We start from the raw sequence: 16004 nt of genomic DNA on the forward strand, positions 1-16004 counted from the left end.
ATTTATGCTCGATGCAACGAAATATGGGCATGGGCCTGCGGCTATGCGGATTCGACGCAACAAGTATGTTGCCTAGTTCATGAACGCAACGTAGCGTTCTCGGTGTCGGAAACAGCAGCGCGCAAGGAGAGAACGATGCAGAAGTTCGCCACCCCCGCCCCGGTCTCCGCCGTCGTGGACGTCGCCGCCGGACGGATCCAGGTCATCGCCGCCGACCGCACCGACACCGTCGTCGAGGTGCGACCCGCCGACCCCGCCAAGAGCCGCGACGTCAGGGCGGCCGAGCAGACCGCGGTCGAGTTCGCCGACGGCGTGCTGCGCATCCGCACCGCCGACCCCAAGAACCAGTACTTCGGCCCGACCGGCTCGGTCGAGGTCACCGTCCAACTGCCCGCCGGCTCCCACCTGCAGGCCCACACAGCCTCCTGCGAGCTGCGCGGCGTCGGCCGCCTGGGCGACGTCGTCTTCGAGGGCGCCTACCGGCGCAGCAAGATCGACGAAGCCGCGAGCGTCCGTCTCACCGCCGTCGACGGCGACGTCGAGATCGGCCGCCTCGGCGGCCCCGCGCAGATCAGCACCGCCCGGGGCAGCATCAGCGTCGCGGAGGCCGTGAGCGGCGCGGTCGTGCTCCGCACCCAGATGGGCGACATCACCGTCGGCGCCGCCACCGGCGTCTCCGCCGCCCTGGACGCCGGCACCGGCCACGGCTGCGTCAGCAACGCCCTCAAGAACGACGGCACCACCGCAGTCGACATCCGCGCCACCACCGGCCACGGCGACATCACCGCCCGCAGCCTCTGAACCGACCGGCCCGCCGAACCGATCCGCAGACACCGATCCGCAGACACCGATCCGCAGTAAGCGATCCGCAGAAACCGGACCACCGAACCAGGGGGAAAGACCATGACCGACGACAGCGCATCCCAGGCCCTCGCACCGTGGACCGGCATGGTGCCGGTCGACGACGCCGCCCTGGCCGTCACCGACACCGGCGGCCCCGGCATCCCCGTGGTCTCTCAACGGGCAGTTCGCCACCCAGGGCTACTGGCGCCGGGTCCTCGCCGAACTCGGCACCGGATGGCGGCACATCACCTACGACGAACGAGCCCGCGGCAGGAAGTCCACGACCTCGGCCGACTACTCCTTCGAGGCCGCCGTCCGCGACGTCGACGCCGTCCTCGCCGCCAGGGGCGTCGACCGGGCCGTCGTGGTCGGCTGGTCCTACGGGGCGCTCGTCGCCGCGCACTGGGTCGAGCGCAACCCCGACCGCACCGTCGGCGCGGTCCTGGTCGACGGCGCCTACCCCTACGACTGGCTCGACGAGGCCATGGAGCAGCGCATCCGCAAGCTGTTCAAGCGGATGGGCTGGTTCACCCCGCTGCTGCGCCCGACCGGGCTCACGCCGCGGATGGGCGCGGCCCAGCAGGCGGAGAGCAACATCGAGCTCGGCCGGCTCTCTCGGGAACGCGAGCTCGGGCCGGTGCTGGACCGCATCACCGTCCCGGCGCGGTTCGTCGTCGCGTCGGGCACCTCCTTCGGCAGCCGCGGGGACGAGCAGGAACAGATCCGCAGCAGCCTCGCCGCGGTGACCGCCCGCAACCCCAACATCCGCAGCACCAAGGTCCCCAGCAACCACGGGGCCATCCTGAAGAAGGACTTCCGCGCCGTCGCCGAGGCCGTGCGTGAGGTCGCCGCCCCCGGCGACGGCCCGCGCCCGCCGAGGCAGGCTCAGTAGAGCCGCTCGACGATCGTCACGTTGGCCTGGCCGCCGCCCTCGCACATCGTCTGCAGGCCGTAGCGGCCGCCCGTGCGCTGGAGTTCGTGCAGCAGCGTCGTCATCAGCTTCACGCCCGTCGCACCGAGCGGGTGGCCCAACGCGATGGCTCCGCCGTTGACGTTCACCCGCTCGGGGTCCGCGCCCGTCTCCTTGAGCCAGGCCAGCACGACCGGGGCGAAGGCCTCGTTGATCTCGACCAGGTCGATCTCGTCGATCGACATCCCGGCCTTCTTCAGCGCGTACGCGGTCGCCGGGATCGGCGCGGACAGCATGCGGATCGGGTCCTCGCCACGCACGGAGAGGTGGTGGACGCGGGCACGCGGGGTCAGTCCGTGCTCCTGGACGGCCCGCTCGCTCGCCAGCAGCATCGCCGCCGCGCCGTCGGAGACCTGGGAGGAGCAGGCCGCCGTGATCGTCCCGCCCTCCAGGACGGGCTTCAGCCCGGCCATCTTCTCCAGCGAGGTGTCCCGCCGGGGCCCCTCGTCGACGGTGACGTCCCCGTACGCGACGACCTCGCGCGCGAAACGGCCCTCGTCGATCGCGCGGACGGCCCGCTGGTGCGACCGCAGCGCGAACTCCTCCATGTCCCGCCGTGAGACGCCCCACTTGGCGGCGATCAGCTCCGCGCCGTGGAACTGGTTGACCGGGGCGTCGCCGTACCGGGCGCGCCAGCCGGCGCTGCCGTGGAAGGGCCCGTCCGTCAGGCCCAGCGGTTCGCCGGCCTGGCGGCTGGCGAAGGCGATCGGGACCATGCTCATGTTCTGCACGCCGCCCGCCACGACCAGGTCCTGCGTGCCGGACAGGACGCCCTGCGCGGCGAAGTGCAGCGCCTGCTGGGACGATCCGCACTGCCGGTCGACGGTGACCCCGGGGACCTCCTCGGGGAGGCCCGCCGCGAGCCAGCAGGTGCGGGCGATGTCGCCCGCCTGCGGCCCGACCGCGTCGAGGCAGCCGAAGACGACGTCCTCGACGGCCGACGGGTCGACGCCGGTGCGTGCCATGAGCGCGGTGAGCACGTGCGCGCCGAGGTCCGCCGGATGGACGGCGGCGAGGCCGCCGCCCTTGCGTCCCACGGGGGTGCGGACCGCGTCGATGATGTAGGCCTCGGCCATGGTGGGCGGAACTCCCTTCAGCGGTAAGGCTCTAGGCGTGCTGGCTGCTCACGGAGACGGTCTCGCCGGTCATGTAGGAGGAGTAGCCGCTGGCCAGGAAGACGATCACGTTGGCCACCTCCCACGGCTCCGCATAACGGCCGTACGCCTCGCGCTCGGTGAGCTCGGCGAGCAGTTCGTCGGTGGTGACCTTCGCCAGGTGCGGGTGCATGGCGAGGCTCGGCGCGACCGCGTTGACGCGGACGCCGAACGCGGCGGCCTCCAGGGCCGCGCAGCGGGTCAGCGCCATCACGCCGGCCTTGGCCGCCGCGTAGTGGGACTGTCCGGCCTGGGCGCGCCAGCCGATCACGGAGGCGTTGTTGACGACGACCCCGCCCCGGCCGCCCGCCCTCATCGCGCGAAGCGCGGCCCGGGTGCAGCGGAAGGTGCCGCCGAGGGTCACGTCGATGACGCGGTCCCACTGGTCGTCGGTCATGTCGACGAGTTCCGCGGTGCCCCCGAGCCCGGCGTTGTTGACCACGATGTCGAGCCGTCCGTGCGTGCGTTCGGCGGCGGCGAACAGCTCCCGCACCTGGGCCTCGTCGGTGACGTCGCAGGGCAGCGCGGCGACGCGCTCCGCGCCGAACTCGGCGGTCAGCGCCTCGGCGGACTCCTTGAGCCGGCGCGCATGCGCGTCGCTGACCAGCACCTTGGCCCCCTCCTCGAGGAAGCGCCGGGCCGTCGCGCCGCCGATCCCGGCACCCGCGGCGGCGGTCACCACCGCGCTGCGTCCGGCGAGCAGGCCGTGCCCGGGCAGGTAGGGAGGAGGTGTGCGGAGACCGTCGACGTCACCCATGCGGGTACGTTAACCTACCAAACACTTGTTAGGGAAGGAGTCCCATGATGAGTGCCGCCCCCGAGTCCTCCGACGCCGCCGACGGCGAGCCGCCGGTGCTCTACGAGCGGCGCGGCGCGGTCGCGTGGGTGACCATGAACCGCCCGCGCTACCGCAACGCCCAGAACTCGGCGATGACCTACGCCCTCGACGCCGCCTTCTACCGCGCCGCGGCGGACGACGACGTCAGGGTCGTCGTCCTCGCGGGAGCGGGACAGCACTTCTCCGCCGGGCACGACATCGGCACACCGGGCCGCGACGCGCACCTGCCCTTCGAGCGGCGCGCCGGCCTGTGGTGGGACCACTCCGACAAGCAGGGCGCGGAGAGCCGCTACGCGCGCGAGTCCGAGGTCTACCTCGGCATGTGCCGACGCTGGCGGGAGCTGCCGAAACCGGTCCTGGCCTGCGTCCAGGGCGCTTGCGTGGCCGGGGGGTTGATGCTCGCCTGGGTCTGCGACCTGATCGTCGCGGCCGAGGACGCCTTCTTCGCCGACCCCGTCGTCCGGATGGGCATCCCGGGCGTCGAGTACTTCGCCCACCCCTGGGTGATGCCACCGCGCATCGCCAAGGAGTTCCTCTTCACCGGCGACCGGATCGACGCACGCCGCGCCTACGAGGTCGGCATGGTCAACCGGGTGGTCCCGCGCACCGAGTTGGAGACGCAGACCCTCGAACTCGCGGAGCGCATCGCCCAGATGCCGCGCCTGGGTCTCGCCCTCACCAAGCGCGCCGTCAACCAGGCCGAGGACCTGCAGGGCCTGCACGCTGGGATGGACTCCGTCTTCGGCCTGCACCACCTCGCCCACGCCCACAACGCGGAGGTCGCCGCCGACTCCCTCGGGGGCATGGACGTCGCCGCGATGAAGAAGCAGGCGGGTGCCTAGACCGTGGACCTCACCCACGACGCGGAGACCGAGGCCTTCCGCGGCGAGGCCCGTGCCTGGCTGGCCGCCCATGTCCCGTCCGCGCCGCTCCCCTCGCTGGAGACCCGTGAGGGCTTCGCCGCCCACCGCGCCTGGGAGGCCGAACTGGCCGCCGACCGCTGGTCGGTGGTCTCCTGGCCGGAGCCCTACGGTGGCCGTGGCGCGGACATCATGCGCTGGCTCGCCTTCGAGGAGGAGTACTACGCGGCGGGCGCGCCCGGCCGGGTCTCCCAGAACGGCATCAACCTGCTCGCACCCACCCTCTTCGACCACGGCACGCAGGAGCAGCGCGCCCGCGTGCTGCCCCCGATGGCCCGCGGCGAGGTGATCTGGGCACAGGCCTGGTCCGAGCCGGAGTCCGGCTCCGACCTCGCCTCGCTCCGTTCCCGTGCGGTCCGCACGAATGGCGGCTGGCTGCTCAGCGGCCAGAAGACCTGGTCGTCCCGGGCCGCCTTCGCGGACCGGGCCTTCGGCCTCTTCCGCAGCGAACCCGGCCTGCCCAGACCGCACCTGGGCCTCACCTACCTGATGTTCGACCTGCGCGCTCCGGGCGTGACGGTCCGGCCGATCGGCCGGCTCGACGGCAAGCCCGCCTTCGCGGAGCTCTTCCTCGACGAGGTGTTCGTGCCGGACGAGGACGTCATCGGCGCCCCCGGAGAGGGCTGGCGCGTCGCGATGAGCACGGCGGGCAACGAACGCGGTCTGACGCTGCGCTCACCCGGCCGCTTCCTCGCCTCCGCGCGCCGACTGGCCGCCCTGTGGGGCTCCACCGGCCGCGACCCGGCCGTCGGCGACCGCGTCGCGGACGCGTTGATCGGCGCGCGCGCCTACCAGCTGTTCACCTACGCGGGCGCCTCGCGCTTCGCGGCCGGCGCGACCATCGGCGCGGAGTCGAGCCTGAACAAGGTCTTCTGGTCCGAGTACGACATCGCCCTCCACGAGACCGCGCTCGACCTGCTCGGCCCCGAGGCGGAGCGCGCGGACGGCCCGTGGGCGGAGGGCTGGGTCTTCTCCCTGGCCGGCCCGGTCTACGCCGGCACCAACGAGATCCAACGCGACATCATCGCCGAGCGGCTGCTCGGCCTGCCCAAGGGACGGCGGTAACGGTGCGCTTCCTCCTCGACGCCGAGCAGCGGGACTTCGCCCGCACCCTGGACTCCCTGCTCGCCGCCGCCGACAGCCCGTCGGCCGCCCGCGCCTGGGCCCGTGGCGACCACGCCCTTGGCCGCGCCCTGTGGGACCGCCTCGCGAAGGCGGGCGTCTTCGCCCTCGCCGTCCCTGAGGCCTTCGACGGCGCGGGCCGGCTGCCGCTGGAACTGACGCTCGGCTTCGAGGCCCTCGGACGCCACGCCGTCCCGGGCCCTGCGGTCGAGACGGTCGCAGCTGCCGTCCTGCTCTCCGAGCTGGTCGACGCGGGCCCCGACGCCGTGGGGTTCCACGACGGCGGGCTCGACGGCCTGGGACTCGGCGACGCGGGCCCCGACGGCCCGGGGCCCGGCGGGGCGGAGCTCGGCGACACGCGGGGCGGCGGCCCGGGGTCTGAGGCCGGGGCGGCCGCCGGAGACGGCGCCGGGTATGCCCGGGGCCTGCTGTCGCGGTTCGCGTCAGGGGACGCGCTGGCCACGCTTCGCGTGGACGGCGGCTACGCGCTCGACGCCGACGTCGCGGACGTCGTCCTCGTCGTCGCGGGGCAGACGGGCGAGGAGCTCTGGCTGGCCGCTGAGCCCGGCCCGGCCGCGCCGTCGCACGACCCCGCCCGGCGCCTCTTCACCCCGGCCGCGGCCGGCCGGCTGCTCGCCCGGGGCCCGGGCGTCGCCGCAGGCGTCGAGCGGGCGCGGGCGTGGGGCGCGCTGGCGACGGCCGCGCAGGCGGTCGGCGTCGGCCGGGCGCTGCTCGAACAGACCGTCGGCTACGTGCGGGAGCGGCGGCAGTTCGGGGTCGCCGTCGGCTCCTTCCAGGCGGTCAAGCACCGCCTCGCGGACGTGCTGCTCGCGCTGGAGTTCGCGCGGCCGCTGGTCCACGCGGCGGCCCTGTCGCTCGACCCGGTCGACATCGCCATGGCCAAGGTCACCGCCGGAGAGGCGGCCTGCACGGCGGCGCGGGCGGCCCTCCAACTGCACGGGGCGATCGGCTACACGGAGGAGCTCGACCTGTCCCTGTGGCTGCGCAAGGCCCGTCCGCTCCGAGACGCCTGGGGGACGCCGGCGTCCTGCCGGGCCCGCATCGTCGGCGTGGGCTGATCCGCGCTCAGTTCCAGGCGGAGCTCAGTTCCAGGCGGAGGGGTGCTTCCGCTCCGGCATCTCCGGCTCGAACCACTCCAACGACGCCTGCCGGAACCGCGTCCGCGCCGTCCAGACCCCGTGCACCCCGCGTGCGAGCAGCGGCAGCAGCGCCGCCCCGAGCAGCGCGGTCAGCCGCCAGACCTCCGTCCAGCCGTCCCACCCGAGGACGCCGTCCCGGTGCTCGACGAACCCGTCGAAGCAGAGCCAGAAGACCGGCGCGACGACCAATGCCGCCCGCAGGTCCTTGCCCCGCCGCGCGACGCCGACACAGACGGCGCCGACCATCACCAGCCCCACCACGGCGTGCTTGGGCGTGGTCACCGCGCCCACGAAGACCGACGCCGCCAACGCGACGCCGAAGGCGACCACGAACAGCAGGGGCGTCGGCATCGACGCGGGAGCGGAATCCTCGAACACCCTGCCATCACACCCGCGTCGGGCGGGTGCGTTGTGCAATCTTGACGGGTTCCATACGCGAGGTACGCGCATCCATACGGCGCCCTAGCGCGGCGACGCCCCAGGGGCGGGAGACCCGCGACCCTGGGGCACCCGTGCTCGCGCACGCGCTCCGGCTCAGCTCAGCTGGGCGTAGCGCTCCCAGTTGTTGCCGCCGACCGCGCCGCCTGCGGTGAAGCCGCCGGCGCCGTTGGAGGTGTAGAGGTAGCACTGGCCGTTGGGCAGGCGGGCGATCAGCTGCTGGTGCCCCTGCCCGTTCAGGTCGCCGCCGAGGACGACGGCGTTGTACTGGCCCCAGCCCGAGCCGACGTAGACGTGGTGCGCCTCGAACCCGCCGTGGCCGTTGCCCACGAAGGTCCACAGGTGGCCGCCGGAGTCCCGTGCGACCAGGTCGGCGATGCCGTCGCCGGTGAGGTCACCGTGCCCGGCGACGAGGTTGAAGGAGTTCCACCCGCTGCCGACGCGGACCCGGCTGCCCAGGCCACCGTTCGCGGTGCCGGGGTGGAGCCACATCACCCCGGAGCGGTCGATGCCCACCACGTCGGTGATCCCGTCGCCGGTCAGGTCGCCCGGGGCGAGGATGCGGGTGTACTGGTTCCATCCGGTGCCGAGCAGTGTCTTCTTGCTGCTGTTCAGCTCGACGACGCCCACGCCGAGGCCCCAGAACCGGTACAGGGCACCGGACTTGCTGCGGATGAGCAGGTCCGGGCTGCCGTCCCCGTTCATGTCCCCGGCCGCGAGCACGAGGTTGAACTGCTGGTCGATGTCGCTGATGGAGCCCACGCCGCCGTTGAAGCAGCCGTGCATGTCACTCGAGCAGAAGGCCGTGATGACGTGGTCGGAGCCCTGCGCCGTGATGCCGCCGAAGCTCGTGCCGATGCCCCACGTGCCCAGGTCGCGGCTCCAGCCGCGCTCCAGCGCGATCTTCGGTGCCGTCGCGGTGTAGACGCGGACCGAGGCGGACGCGCACGAGCCCGCCGGGGTGGCCGACGTGCCGATCAGCTTGCCGCCCGCGACGAGTGCGCCGCCCGCGTCGCCGACGCACTGGTCCTGCGGGGCTGCCCAGGCCGCGCCCGGGGCCGGCGCCGTGCAGAGGGAACCGGACGGCAGCGCGTGGCCGAGCAGCTGCGCGCAGGTCGCGGCGGACTGCACCTGCACGGTCTCGGCGTGCGGGGTGCGGAAGTCGACGCCGTCCCAGCCCAGCGTGGACCAGGAGTAGAAGACCGCGGTGGTACCCGGTCGGTAGAGCGCGCTGTCAGCGGCCCCCGCCAGCACGGCGACGTTGCTCGACGCGGCGTCGTAGGAGCGGCTCACGCTCAGGTCGTCCTGACCGGACGACGCGTTGTAGCGCTGGTCGAGCAGGTACGGCGGGTTGCTGCCGCCGCCCTGGATCTCGCCGGTGGAGCGGTTGTAACCCCAGCCGCTGCTGGTGCTGCCGTGGCCGGTGTAGCAGTCGGCCGTGGCCAGGATGCGGGTCGGCGCGATCCGGACGCCTGTGCACGCGCGGACGTTCGACAGACCCGCGCCGTAGCTGAACGCCATCGGTGTCACCCAGGCGGGAACGCTGGGCGCCTTGCTGGCCGGGGTCCAGGCAGCCGAGGCGGGGATGCCGACGACGGGCGCGACGTGGAAGACGTTGCCGGCGTCGTGCCAGCCGAGCTCGGCGCTGTAGCGGTCCACGGTCCAGGACAGGTCGCGGTCGGGCGCGGCCGTCCCGCCGCCCAGCGAGGCCACCGTCGTGGTCGAGGCGTCCGCGTCGGTGTGGACGTCGTCGAGCACCAGCTGCCCGGCCGTCGCGTCGTGGTGGACGACGAAGCCGTCGCCGAGGAGGGCGTCGTCGTAACCGCTGCCGCTCGCGGGCAGGCGGTAGCGGGCCCCGTCGGCCATGTCGAGGATGCCCGCCGTGTGGGTGTCGCAGGTCCAGTACAGCCAGCGGCCGACGACCTGCACCTCGGGAGCGACGCACGGCGCGCCGCTGTCCACGACCCCGGCCACGCGATGGTTGGCCAGGTCCTCGATGGTGACCGCGCCCGTCCGGCCGGAGCCGACGTAGGCGAAGCCGCCCCATACCGCTCCGGGGCGGCCGCCGGGCTTGGCCGGAGCCCCGACGGGCCCGAGGACGGACCCGGTCCGGTAGTCCGAGGCGGTCAACGCGCCGCTGTCGGAGAGCACGTAGCGTCCGTCGGCGTCGACGACGAGCCCGGTCGACTGACTGATCCAGGCCGTCGGGCCGGAGCTGCCCGCCTTCGTGAGCTCCCCGTTGAAGTCGAACGCCACCTGGCCGTCACCGGTCGCGACGAGCGGCCCGGACGGCGAGCCGGTGGTCGCGATGTGCGTCAGCGCGCCGAAGGCTCCGCCCGTGAGGGTACGGCTCCAGATCGTGCTGCTGTCGGCGCTCCACACGGTGGCCGTGCCCCGCTCCAGCGCGAAGCCCGCGACGGGCGACGGCGCCCGGTACAGCGGTGTGATCTCGGTGGCGGTCGGTCCGGAGGAGCCGGGGGCCACCCGGTAGAAGCCCCACTCACCGCCCTGGAGGGTGCCTGCGATGACCGCGCCGCCGTCCGGGGTAGGGACCAACGCGTCGTCGGTCGCCGTGAGCAGCGAGGTGGCGGTCCCGCCCGCTTCCGGCGTCGCCGTCAGCGCGCCGCCGTTCGCAGCGGCCGCCCGCGGGTTCTGCACCGTCAGGACGGCCCCGGAGACCTCGGCGACGGAGGGTGAAGGCTGGCTCAACGAGTTCGCCGGCGTCTGCACGGTGGAGGGGGCGGCCGAGGGGTTCGCGCGGGAGAAGACCTGGACGGCACCGTTGCCGCGGGCCGTGAAAAGGACCGAGGTGGGTGAGAGGGCCACCTGGACGGGGGAGACGGACGAGGCGGGGGCGTTGAGACTGATCGGGGTGGCCACGCCCGAGGCCAGGTCGACCAGGGCCTGGTGGTAGCCGGCGGTGTCCATGTACTGCAGCACGACTGACGTGGCGTCGCCCGCCAGCACGTGGGTCAGCCGCCCGGCGGCATCGGCCGGAAGGCCGGTGACCAGGACGTCCTTCGTCCCGCCCGAGCCGTCCGGGGTGAGCAGATGGACACCCGGCACGGCGGCGGTGCCGAGGGCGCCCGTCGCCACCACGGTGCGGCCGTAGGTGCCGTCGTAGGTCAGCCCGTTGAGCGACACGACGCTCGGGGCGCCGCCCGCGCCCATGTCGTAGAGGGTGACCGCGGCCTTGCCGCTCCAGTCGAACGCGGCGACGACGTCGGAGCCGGTGCCGAACTCCCCGGGGATCGTCAGCCGGAGGTTCGACGTGGTGACGTTCTGGGGCAGCGTGAACGCCGTCACCGTCGCGCCGGTGTCGTACCGGGTCCACAACAGGTCGTTGCTGCCCGCGCGCTGGTGCAGGAACCCGGTGGTCCCCGCGCTGATCAGGGTCTCCGCGGCCGGCGTGGACGCGGTGGTGCCGGGGAAGTCGACCGGCGTGCCGACACCCGCGGCGCCGCTGCTCGCCGGGGTGGCCCCGGTGGCGGCGGCGGCCGTGGCGACGGCACTGCCGGTCACGGTCAGGGCGACGGCGACGGCTGCCGCGGTGAAGGCCGCGGCGGCCGCGCTCAGTGCCCGGGAACGGTCGGACAGCACATGCTCTCCCTCGGGAGGAACGTCGAAAGACGCGCACAGACGGTCCAACCGATGCCCCCGCGCGGTGCGTACCGGGCTCGAGCCCTGGCGGGCGAGCCTGCGGCGGTCTCGGGCTCCCCCCATGGCGCAGGCGGAGCCTAGCAGTCGCCACTGACCTGCGGTGAGGGCCTTTCTGAGCATGCGCCACTTGCACCGAAGGGTCAGATTTCGGTGTCACATCCCCTCTTGGACGGTCATCTACCCGTTCAGTCGCAACCGCAGTCGGCAGACCGTCGCGTCCGTGCCCCGCCGCACCGCCCGGCTGATCAGCGCGCCACGCTGGTTGTGGAGGGGCCAGGTCCACCAGTGCTCCGGTTCGACCTCCGGCACCAGGACCGTCACCCGGTCGTAGGCGTGCCCGCCGTCCTCCGCGCGCAGCTCGCGCAGGTACCGCACCAGCGGTCGTGCCAGCTCGCGGCGGGCCGAGGGGAGCTCGACCAGCGGGACTCCGGGCTGCCACAGCTCCCAGTCGCGGCGCAGGGACTCCGCCGCCGCGCGTTCCTCCTCGTCCGCCTCGCCGGGGACGACGGTGACGGCGAGGACCTCGTCGCCCAGCGAGACCGCCGCGGACAGCGCCTCGCGCGTCAGGCGGGACAGCGCGCCCACGGGGACGACGACCAGGGAGTGCCTCGGCTCCGGCGCGGCCGGGACGACGCCCAGCTCCAGCTGCTCGCCGATCCGGGTGTACCCGCGCCGGACGGCGGTGAAGAGCAGGACCAGCAGCGGCAGCAGGGTGACGACGAGCCAGGCGCCCTCGGTGAACTTGGTCAGCGTCTCGACCACCGCTGCCGCCGTGGTCAGCAGCGCGCCGAAGCCGTTGGTCGCCGCCTTGCCACGCCAGCCGGGGCAGCGCGAGAGCCACCAGTGCCGGACCATGCCGACCTGGGCGATGGTGAAGCCGACGAAGACGCCGATGGCGAAGAGCGGGACGAGGCTGTCCACGTCGCCGCCGGAGGCGACCAGCAGCACCGCCGAGGCGCCGGCCAGCGCGAGCACGCCGTGACGGTAGACCTGGTGGTCGGCGCGGAGCGCGAAGACGTGCGGGAGGTGGTGGTCGCGGGCCAGCAGCCGCAGCAGCACCGGCAGGCCGCCGAAGGAGGTGTTGGCGGCGAGCGCCAGGAGCACCATGGTGGCGAACTGGACCAGGTAGAAGAGGAAGCCGTGCCCGAACGAGGCGTCGGTCAGCTGCGCCAGCACGGTGACGCCCTCGACCGGCTGCAGGTGGAAGCGGCCGATGAGGACCGCCAGCCCGATCAGCATCACGCCGAGCAGCCCGCCCAACGCGATCTCGGTGTGCTGGGCGCGCTTGACGCGCGGCACCCGGAACGACGGGACCGCGTTGGCGATCGCCTCGACGCCGGTCAGCGCGGAGCAGCCGGAGGCGAACGCGCGCAGCAGCAGCAGGACGCCGACGGACGTGGCGTTGGAGGCGACGTCGGAGGTGTGCCCGGCGGCCAGCAGCGCGACCGGGTGGTCACGGAAGAGGCCGACGACCACCACGCCCAGGATGGACGCCACGAAGAGCACCGTCGGGATCATGAAGACGCGGGCCGATTCGGCGATGCCGCGCAGGTTGATTCCGGTGATCAGCGCCAGCACGGCCAGGCAGATCCACACGCGCTGCCCGTACAGGGAGGGGAACGCCGAGGTCAGCGCGGCGACGCCGGCCGTCACGGAGACGGCGACGTTCAGCACGTAGTCGACGACCAGGGACGCCGCCGCGACCAGCGCGGTGCGCCGGCCGAGGTGGGTCCTGGCGACGGCGTAGGAGCCGCCGCCGTCCGGGAAGGCGGCGATGACCTGGCGGTAGGAGAAGGTCAGCACGGCCAGCAGCGCGGCGATCGCGAGCGTGACCGGAAGGGTGAAGCCGAGCCCGTGCGCACCGGCGGTGGCCAGCACCAGCACGATGGCCTCGGGTCCGTACGCCACGGACGCCATGGCGTCCAGGGAGAGCGCGGCCAGGCCGCCGAGCGCGGAGAGGCGGTGCCTCTCCGCGGGGTCGGCGGCCGCGGGTATCGGATGCGGTGTGGACTCTTCGGTGGCGGCGGTGGCTGCCGACATGACCCCTCCCCGGGGACGTGCTGCGTCGTGGTGGTCGTCGCTCGGACGAGTCCCCATGCTGGCGTTTCCTGACGCGGCCGGGGGAACGTTCTGACGATCTCCTGACGTCGTCGGGCGGCTCCGCTACGCGATCCTGACGCTGACCCCGGCAGCCCCGCGCCGCGCGCCGAAATCGGCCAAAATGCCGGGTTTCGCCTAGTCTCGGTTCGTGGTGAACATCCCTCAGGTGGTGAAGCGGCTGCTCATCGGCCGGGCGATGAGCAGCGAGGAGCTCGGCGAGACGCTGCTGCCGAAACGCGTGGCCCTGCCGATCTTCGCCTCCGACCCGCTCTCCTCGGTCGCCTACGCCACCCAGGAGATCCTGCTGGTCCTGACCGTCGGCGGCACGGCCTTCCTCTACCTGACCCCGTGGATCGGCCTCGGGGTCGTGCTGCTGATGGCGGTGGTGGTGCTGTCCTACCGTCAGGTCGTCTACGCCTACCCGAGCGGCGGCGGCTCCTACGAGGTGGTCTCCACGAACCTGGGGGCCAACTCCGGTCTGGTCGTCGCGGCCGCGCTGCTCGTCGACTACGTGATGACCGTCGCCGTCTCGGTGGCCTCCGGCGTCGACAACATCATCTCGGCCTTCACCGCGCTGGCGTCCTACCGCGTGCTGATGGCCGTGCTCTTCGTGGTGCTGCTGGCGGCGGTGAACCTGCGCGGCGTGCGCGAGTCCGGCAAGGCCTTCGCCACCCCGACCTACCTGTTCATCGCCGGCATCCTCATCATGATCATCACCGGCTTCGTCAAGATGGCCTTCGGTCACAGCCCGGTGGCCTCCAGCGCGAAGTACCCGATCACGCCGACGGACCACAACAACACGCTCACCGGCTTCGCCCTGCTGATGCTCGCGCTGCGGGCCTTCGCCTCCGGCTGTACCGCGCTGACCGGCGTCGAGGCGATCTCCAACGGCGTTCCGGCCTTCCGCAGGCCCAAGAGCCGCAACGCCGCGCAGACCATGGCGGCCATGGGCATCACGGCCGTGGTGATGTTCGCCGGCATCACGGTGCTGTCGCTGACCTCGAAGATCCACATCACCAACGACGGCTGCCAGCTCGTCGGCTTCCCCAACTGCTCGACCGCGCCACAACAGACCGTCATCGCCCAGCTCGCCGCGGCGATCTTCGGCGGCGACCACAGCGTGCTCTTCTACTACATCCAGGCCGCGACCGCCCTGGTCCTGGTCCTGGCCGCGAACACGGCCTTCAACGGCTTCCCGCTGCTGGCCTCGATCCTCGCCCAGCACCGCTACCTGCCGCGCCAGCTGCACACCCGCGGCGACCGGCTCGCCTTCTCCAACGGCATCCTGGCACTGGCCCTGGTGAACGTCGCCCTGCTGGTCGCCTACAAGGCGAACGTCACCAACCTGATCCACCTCTACATCCTCGGCGTCTTCACCTCGTTCACGCTCTCCCAGATCGGTATGGTCCGGCACTGGAACGAACTGCTGCGCACCGAGACGGACCAGCGGGCGCGCGCGGCGGCGAAGCGCTCCCGGATCATCAACGGCTTCGGCGCGTGCGTCACCGCGCTGGTCCTGGTCATCGTGATGGCCACCAAGTTCACGCAGGGCGCCTGGCTGGCCGTGGTCGCCGCGATCTTCCTCTTCGTCAACATGAAGGCCATCCACCGCCACTACGACGAGGTCGCGGACGAGCTCGCCGTCGACGCACCGGCGGAGGTGTTCACCCGGCCCGGCCGGGTCCACGGCGTGGTCCTGGTGTCCAAGCTGCACAAGGCCACCCTGCGCGCCATCGGCTACGCGGAGGCGCTCCGCCCCGACGTGCTGGAAGCCGTCACCGCGGCCGTCGACCGCGACGAGGCGAGCGAGCTGGAGCGGCAGTGGGACGAGTTCGACATCGACATCCCGCTCAAGGTCCTCGACTCGCCCTTCCGGGAGATCACCAAGCCCGTCGTGACGTACGTGCGCGGCCTGCGCAAGGAGTCACCGAGGGACGCGGTGGCGGTCTTCATCCCCGAGTACGTCGTCGGCCACTGGTGGGAGCAGCCGCTGCACAACCAGTCGGCACTGTGGCTCAAGAGCCGGCTGCTGTTCATGCCGGGCGTGATGGTCATCAGCGTCCCGTGGCAGCTCGCGTCCTCCCGCAGGGCGGGCGGACCCGCCCGCCGCGCGCCGGGCGCCGTCCGGCGCGGTGAGCCCAGCCCGCTCACTCCTCCCCGGCGCTGACCCCGCCGACGCCGCCGATGCCGCCGACGCGCAGGTGCGCGACGTGGTAGACGGCCTGGTCCAGCAGCGCGGAGACGTGGTCGTCGTACAGCGCGTACACCACCGACCGCCCCTGTCGCTCTCGCACCACCAGCCCCAGGTTGCGCAGCAACCTCAGCTGGTGGGAGCAGGACGACTGCTCCATGTCCACGTCGGCGGCAAGCTCACCGGCCGTGCAGGGGCCCTGCCGCAGCCGCGACAGGATCCGCAGCCGCGACGGCGTCGCGAGGGCCTGCAGTGTCCCGGCCACCCGCTCGGCCTCCACCGCGTCGAGCGCGGGCGCGGCAGGTGCGTCGTGCGCGGACGCGGCGGCTCTGGAGACCATGGTTTTCATCGTACTCAGGACACCCCCGCCCGCCTGTTCGCTCCCACGTGCGGTTGCACCTCCAGGGACGGGACCAGCCCGCACACTCGCTCCCGCAGGTGGGTGCACTCCCCGAGGGCGCGGGGCTGTGCCGACTTGCGGCTCCGCCGCGTGGGTGCGACCCGGGCGCACGTTCGCCCCAGCGCGACGGCGCACCGCTCAGGGGTGCGAGGAACTGCGCGACAAGCCACCGGCGTGCGGATGGTCCTCAACGCGCAGGGCAGTCAGC

Annotated in this window: 11 protein-coding genes and 1 pseudogene; 6 read left to right on the forward strand and 6 right to left on the reverse strand. The window is 72.9% G+C overall.

The window, feature by feature from the left end:
- Nucleotides 1-135: 135 nt before the first annotated feature.
- Nucleotides 136-801 carry a DUF4097 family beta strand repeat-containing protein gene (locus tag TR49_RS08015; protein ID WP_042378735.1) on the forward strand — a complete coding sequence of 222 codons (666 nt, stop codon included), beginning with the start codon at nt 136-138 and terminating at the stop codon, nt 799-801.
- A 277-nt stretch (nt 802-1078) separates the two neighbouring features.
- A pseudogene (locus TR49_RS08020) lies at nt 1079-1735 on the forward strand (alpha/beta fold hydrolase); the annotation flags it as partial.
- Here the strand turns inward: TR49_RS08020 and TR49_RS08025 are convergent.
- Both TR49_RS08025 and TR49_RS08030 read right to left on the reverse strand, forming a co-directional pair.
- Nucleotides 1729-2889, reverse strand: coding sequence for an acetyl-CoA C-acetyltransferase (locus TR49_RS08025; RefSeq protein ID WP_042378738.1), 1161 nt, complete (start codon nt 2887-2889; stop codon nt 1729-1731). The pseudogene TR49_RS08020 and the gene TR49_RS08025 sit on opposite strands and share 7 nt — an antisense overlap.
- Nucleotides 2890-2920: 31 nt before the next feature.
- The gene (locus tag TR49_RS08030; protein WP_042378740.1) at nt 2921-3724 is read right to left on the reverse strand and encodes an SDR family oxidoreductase; all 804 of its coding nucleotides are present in this window, start codon (nt 3722-3724) and stop codon (nt 2921-2923) included.
- 47 nt (nt 3725-3771) lie between these two features.
- On the opposite strand from TR49_RS08030, the gene TR49_RS08035 reads away from it, so the two are divergent.
- From TR49_RS08035 to TR49_RS08045, 3 genes are read left to right on the forward strand one after another with little or no spacing between them, the layout of a single operon-like run.
- Nucleotides 3772-4647 (forward strand): enoyl-CoA hydratase, encoded by an 876-nt coding sequence (locus TR49_RS08035; protein WP_042379114.1) that lies wholly within the window; start codon nt 3772-3774, stop codon nt 4645-4647.
- A 3-nt stretch (nt 4648-4650) separates the two neighbouring features.
- Nucleotides 4651-5790 (forward strand): acyl-CoA dehydrogenase family protein, encoded by a 1140-nt coding sequence (locus tag TR49_RS08040; protein ID WP_042378743.1) that lies wholly within the window; start codon nt 4651-4653, stop codon nt 5788-5790.
- A 2-nt stretch (nt 5791-5792) separates the two neighbouring features.
- A complete protein-coding gene (locus tag TR49_RS08045; protein WP_042378744.1) occupies nt 5793-6926 on the forward strand; it encodes an acyl-CoA dehydrogenase family protein in 1134 nt (377 codons plus the stop codon).
- Nucleotides 6927-6950: 24 nt separating this feature from the next.
- On the opposite strand, the gene TR49_RS08050 is transcribed toward TR49_RS08045, so the two are convergent.
- The 3 genes from TR49_RS08050 to TR49_RS08060 all read right to left on the reverse strand — a co-directional run bounded on the left by TR49_RS08050 (nt 6951) and on the right by TR49_RS08060 (nt 13145).
- Complete coding sequence (locus TR49_RS08050; RefSeq protein WP_152627123.1) at nt 6951-7385, reverse strand: hypothetical protein; 435 nt, start codon at nt 7383-7385, stop codon at nt 6951-6953.
- A 156-nt stretch (nt 7386-7541) separates the two neighbouring features.
- Nucleotides 7542-11045, reverse strand: coding sequence for an FG-GAP-like repeat-containing protein (locus tag TR49_RS39735; RefSeq protein ID WP_052434105.1), 3504 nt, complete (start codon nt 11043-11045; stop codon nt 7542-7544).
- Nucleotides 11046-11282: 237 nt separating this feature from the next.
- Nucleotides 11283-13145: an APC family permease gene (locus tag TR49_RS08060; RefSeq protein ID WP_042378751.1), complete on the reverse strand. Its 1863-nt coding sequence runs from the start codon at nt 13143-13145 to the stop codon at nt 11283-11285.
- A gap of 256 nt (nt 13146-13401) precedes the next feature.
- Between TR49_RS08060 and TR49_RS08065 the strand changes: the two genes are divergently transcribed.
- Nucleotides 13402-15372 carry an APC family permease gene (locus TR49_RS08065; protein WP_152627134.1) on the forward strand — a complete coding sequence of 657 codons (1971 nt, stop codon included), beginning with the start codon at nt 13402-13404 and terminating at the stop codon, nt 15370-15372.
- Here the strand turns inward: TR49_RS08065 and TR49_RS08070 are convergent.
- On the reverse strand, nt 15353-15736 hold the full coding sequence (locus tag TR49_RS08070; RefSeq protein ID WP_042378757.1) for an ArsR/SmtB family transcription factor: 384 nt from the start codon (nt 15734-15736) through the stop codon (nt 15353-15355). The two genes, TR49_RS08065 and TR49_RS08070, sit on opposite strands and share 20 nt — an antisense overlap.
- Nucleotides 15737-16004: the final 268 nt, after the last annotated feature.

The sequence above is a fragment of the Streptacidiphilus melanogenes genome (assembly GCF_000787835.1).
GTDB classification, from domain to species: Bacteria; Actinomycetota; Actinomycetes; order Streptomycetales; family Streptomycetaceae; genus Streptacidiphilus; species Streptacidiphilus melanogenes.

Bases quoted from the DNA above. Each gene is read 5' to 3' on its own strand.
- TR49_RS08060 (WP_042378751.1), bottom strand. From the start codon at position 13,145: ATGTCGGCAGCCACCGCCGCCACCGAAGAGTCCACACCGCATCCGATA.
- TR49_RS08035 (WP_042379114.1), top strand. From the start codon at position 3,772: ATGAGTGCCGCCCCCGAGTCCTCCGACGCCGCCGACGGCGAGCCGCCG.
- TR49_RS08030 (WP_042378740.1), bottom strand. From the start codon at position 3,724: ATGGGTGACGTCGACGGTCTCCGCACACCTCCTCCCTACCTGCCCGGG.
- TR49_RS08065 (WP_152627134.1), top strand. From the start codon at position 13,402: ATGAGCAGCGAGGAGCTCGGCGAGACGCTGCTGCCGAAACGCGTGGCC.
- TR49_RS08025 (WP_042378738.1), bottom strand. From the start codon at position 2,889: ATGGCCGAGGCCTACATCATCGACGCGGTCCGCACCCCCGTGGGACGC.
- TR49_RS08070 (WP_042378757.1), bottom strand. From the start codon at position 15,736: ATGGTCTCCAGAGCCGCCGCGTCCGCGCACGACGCACCTGCCGCGCCC.
- TR49_RS08015 (WP_042378735.1), top strand. From the start codon at position 136: ATGCAGAAGTTCGCCACCCCCGCCCCGGTCTCCGCCGTCGTGGACGTC.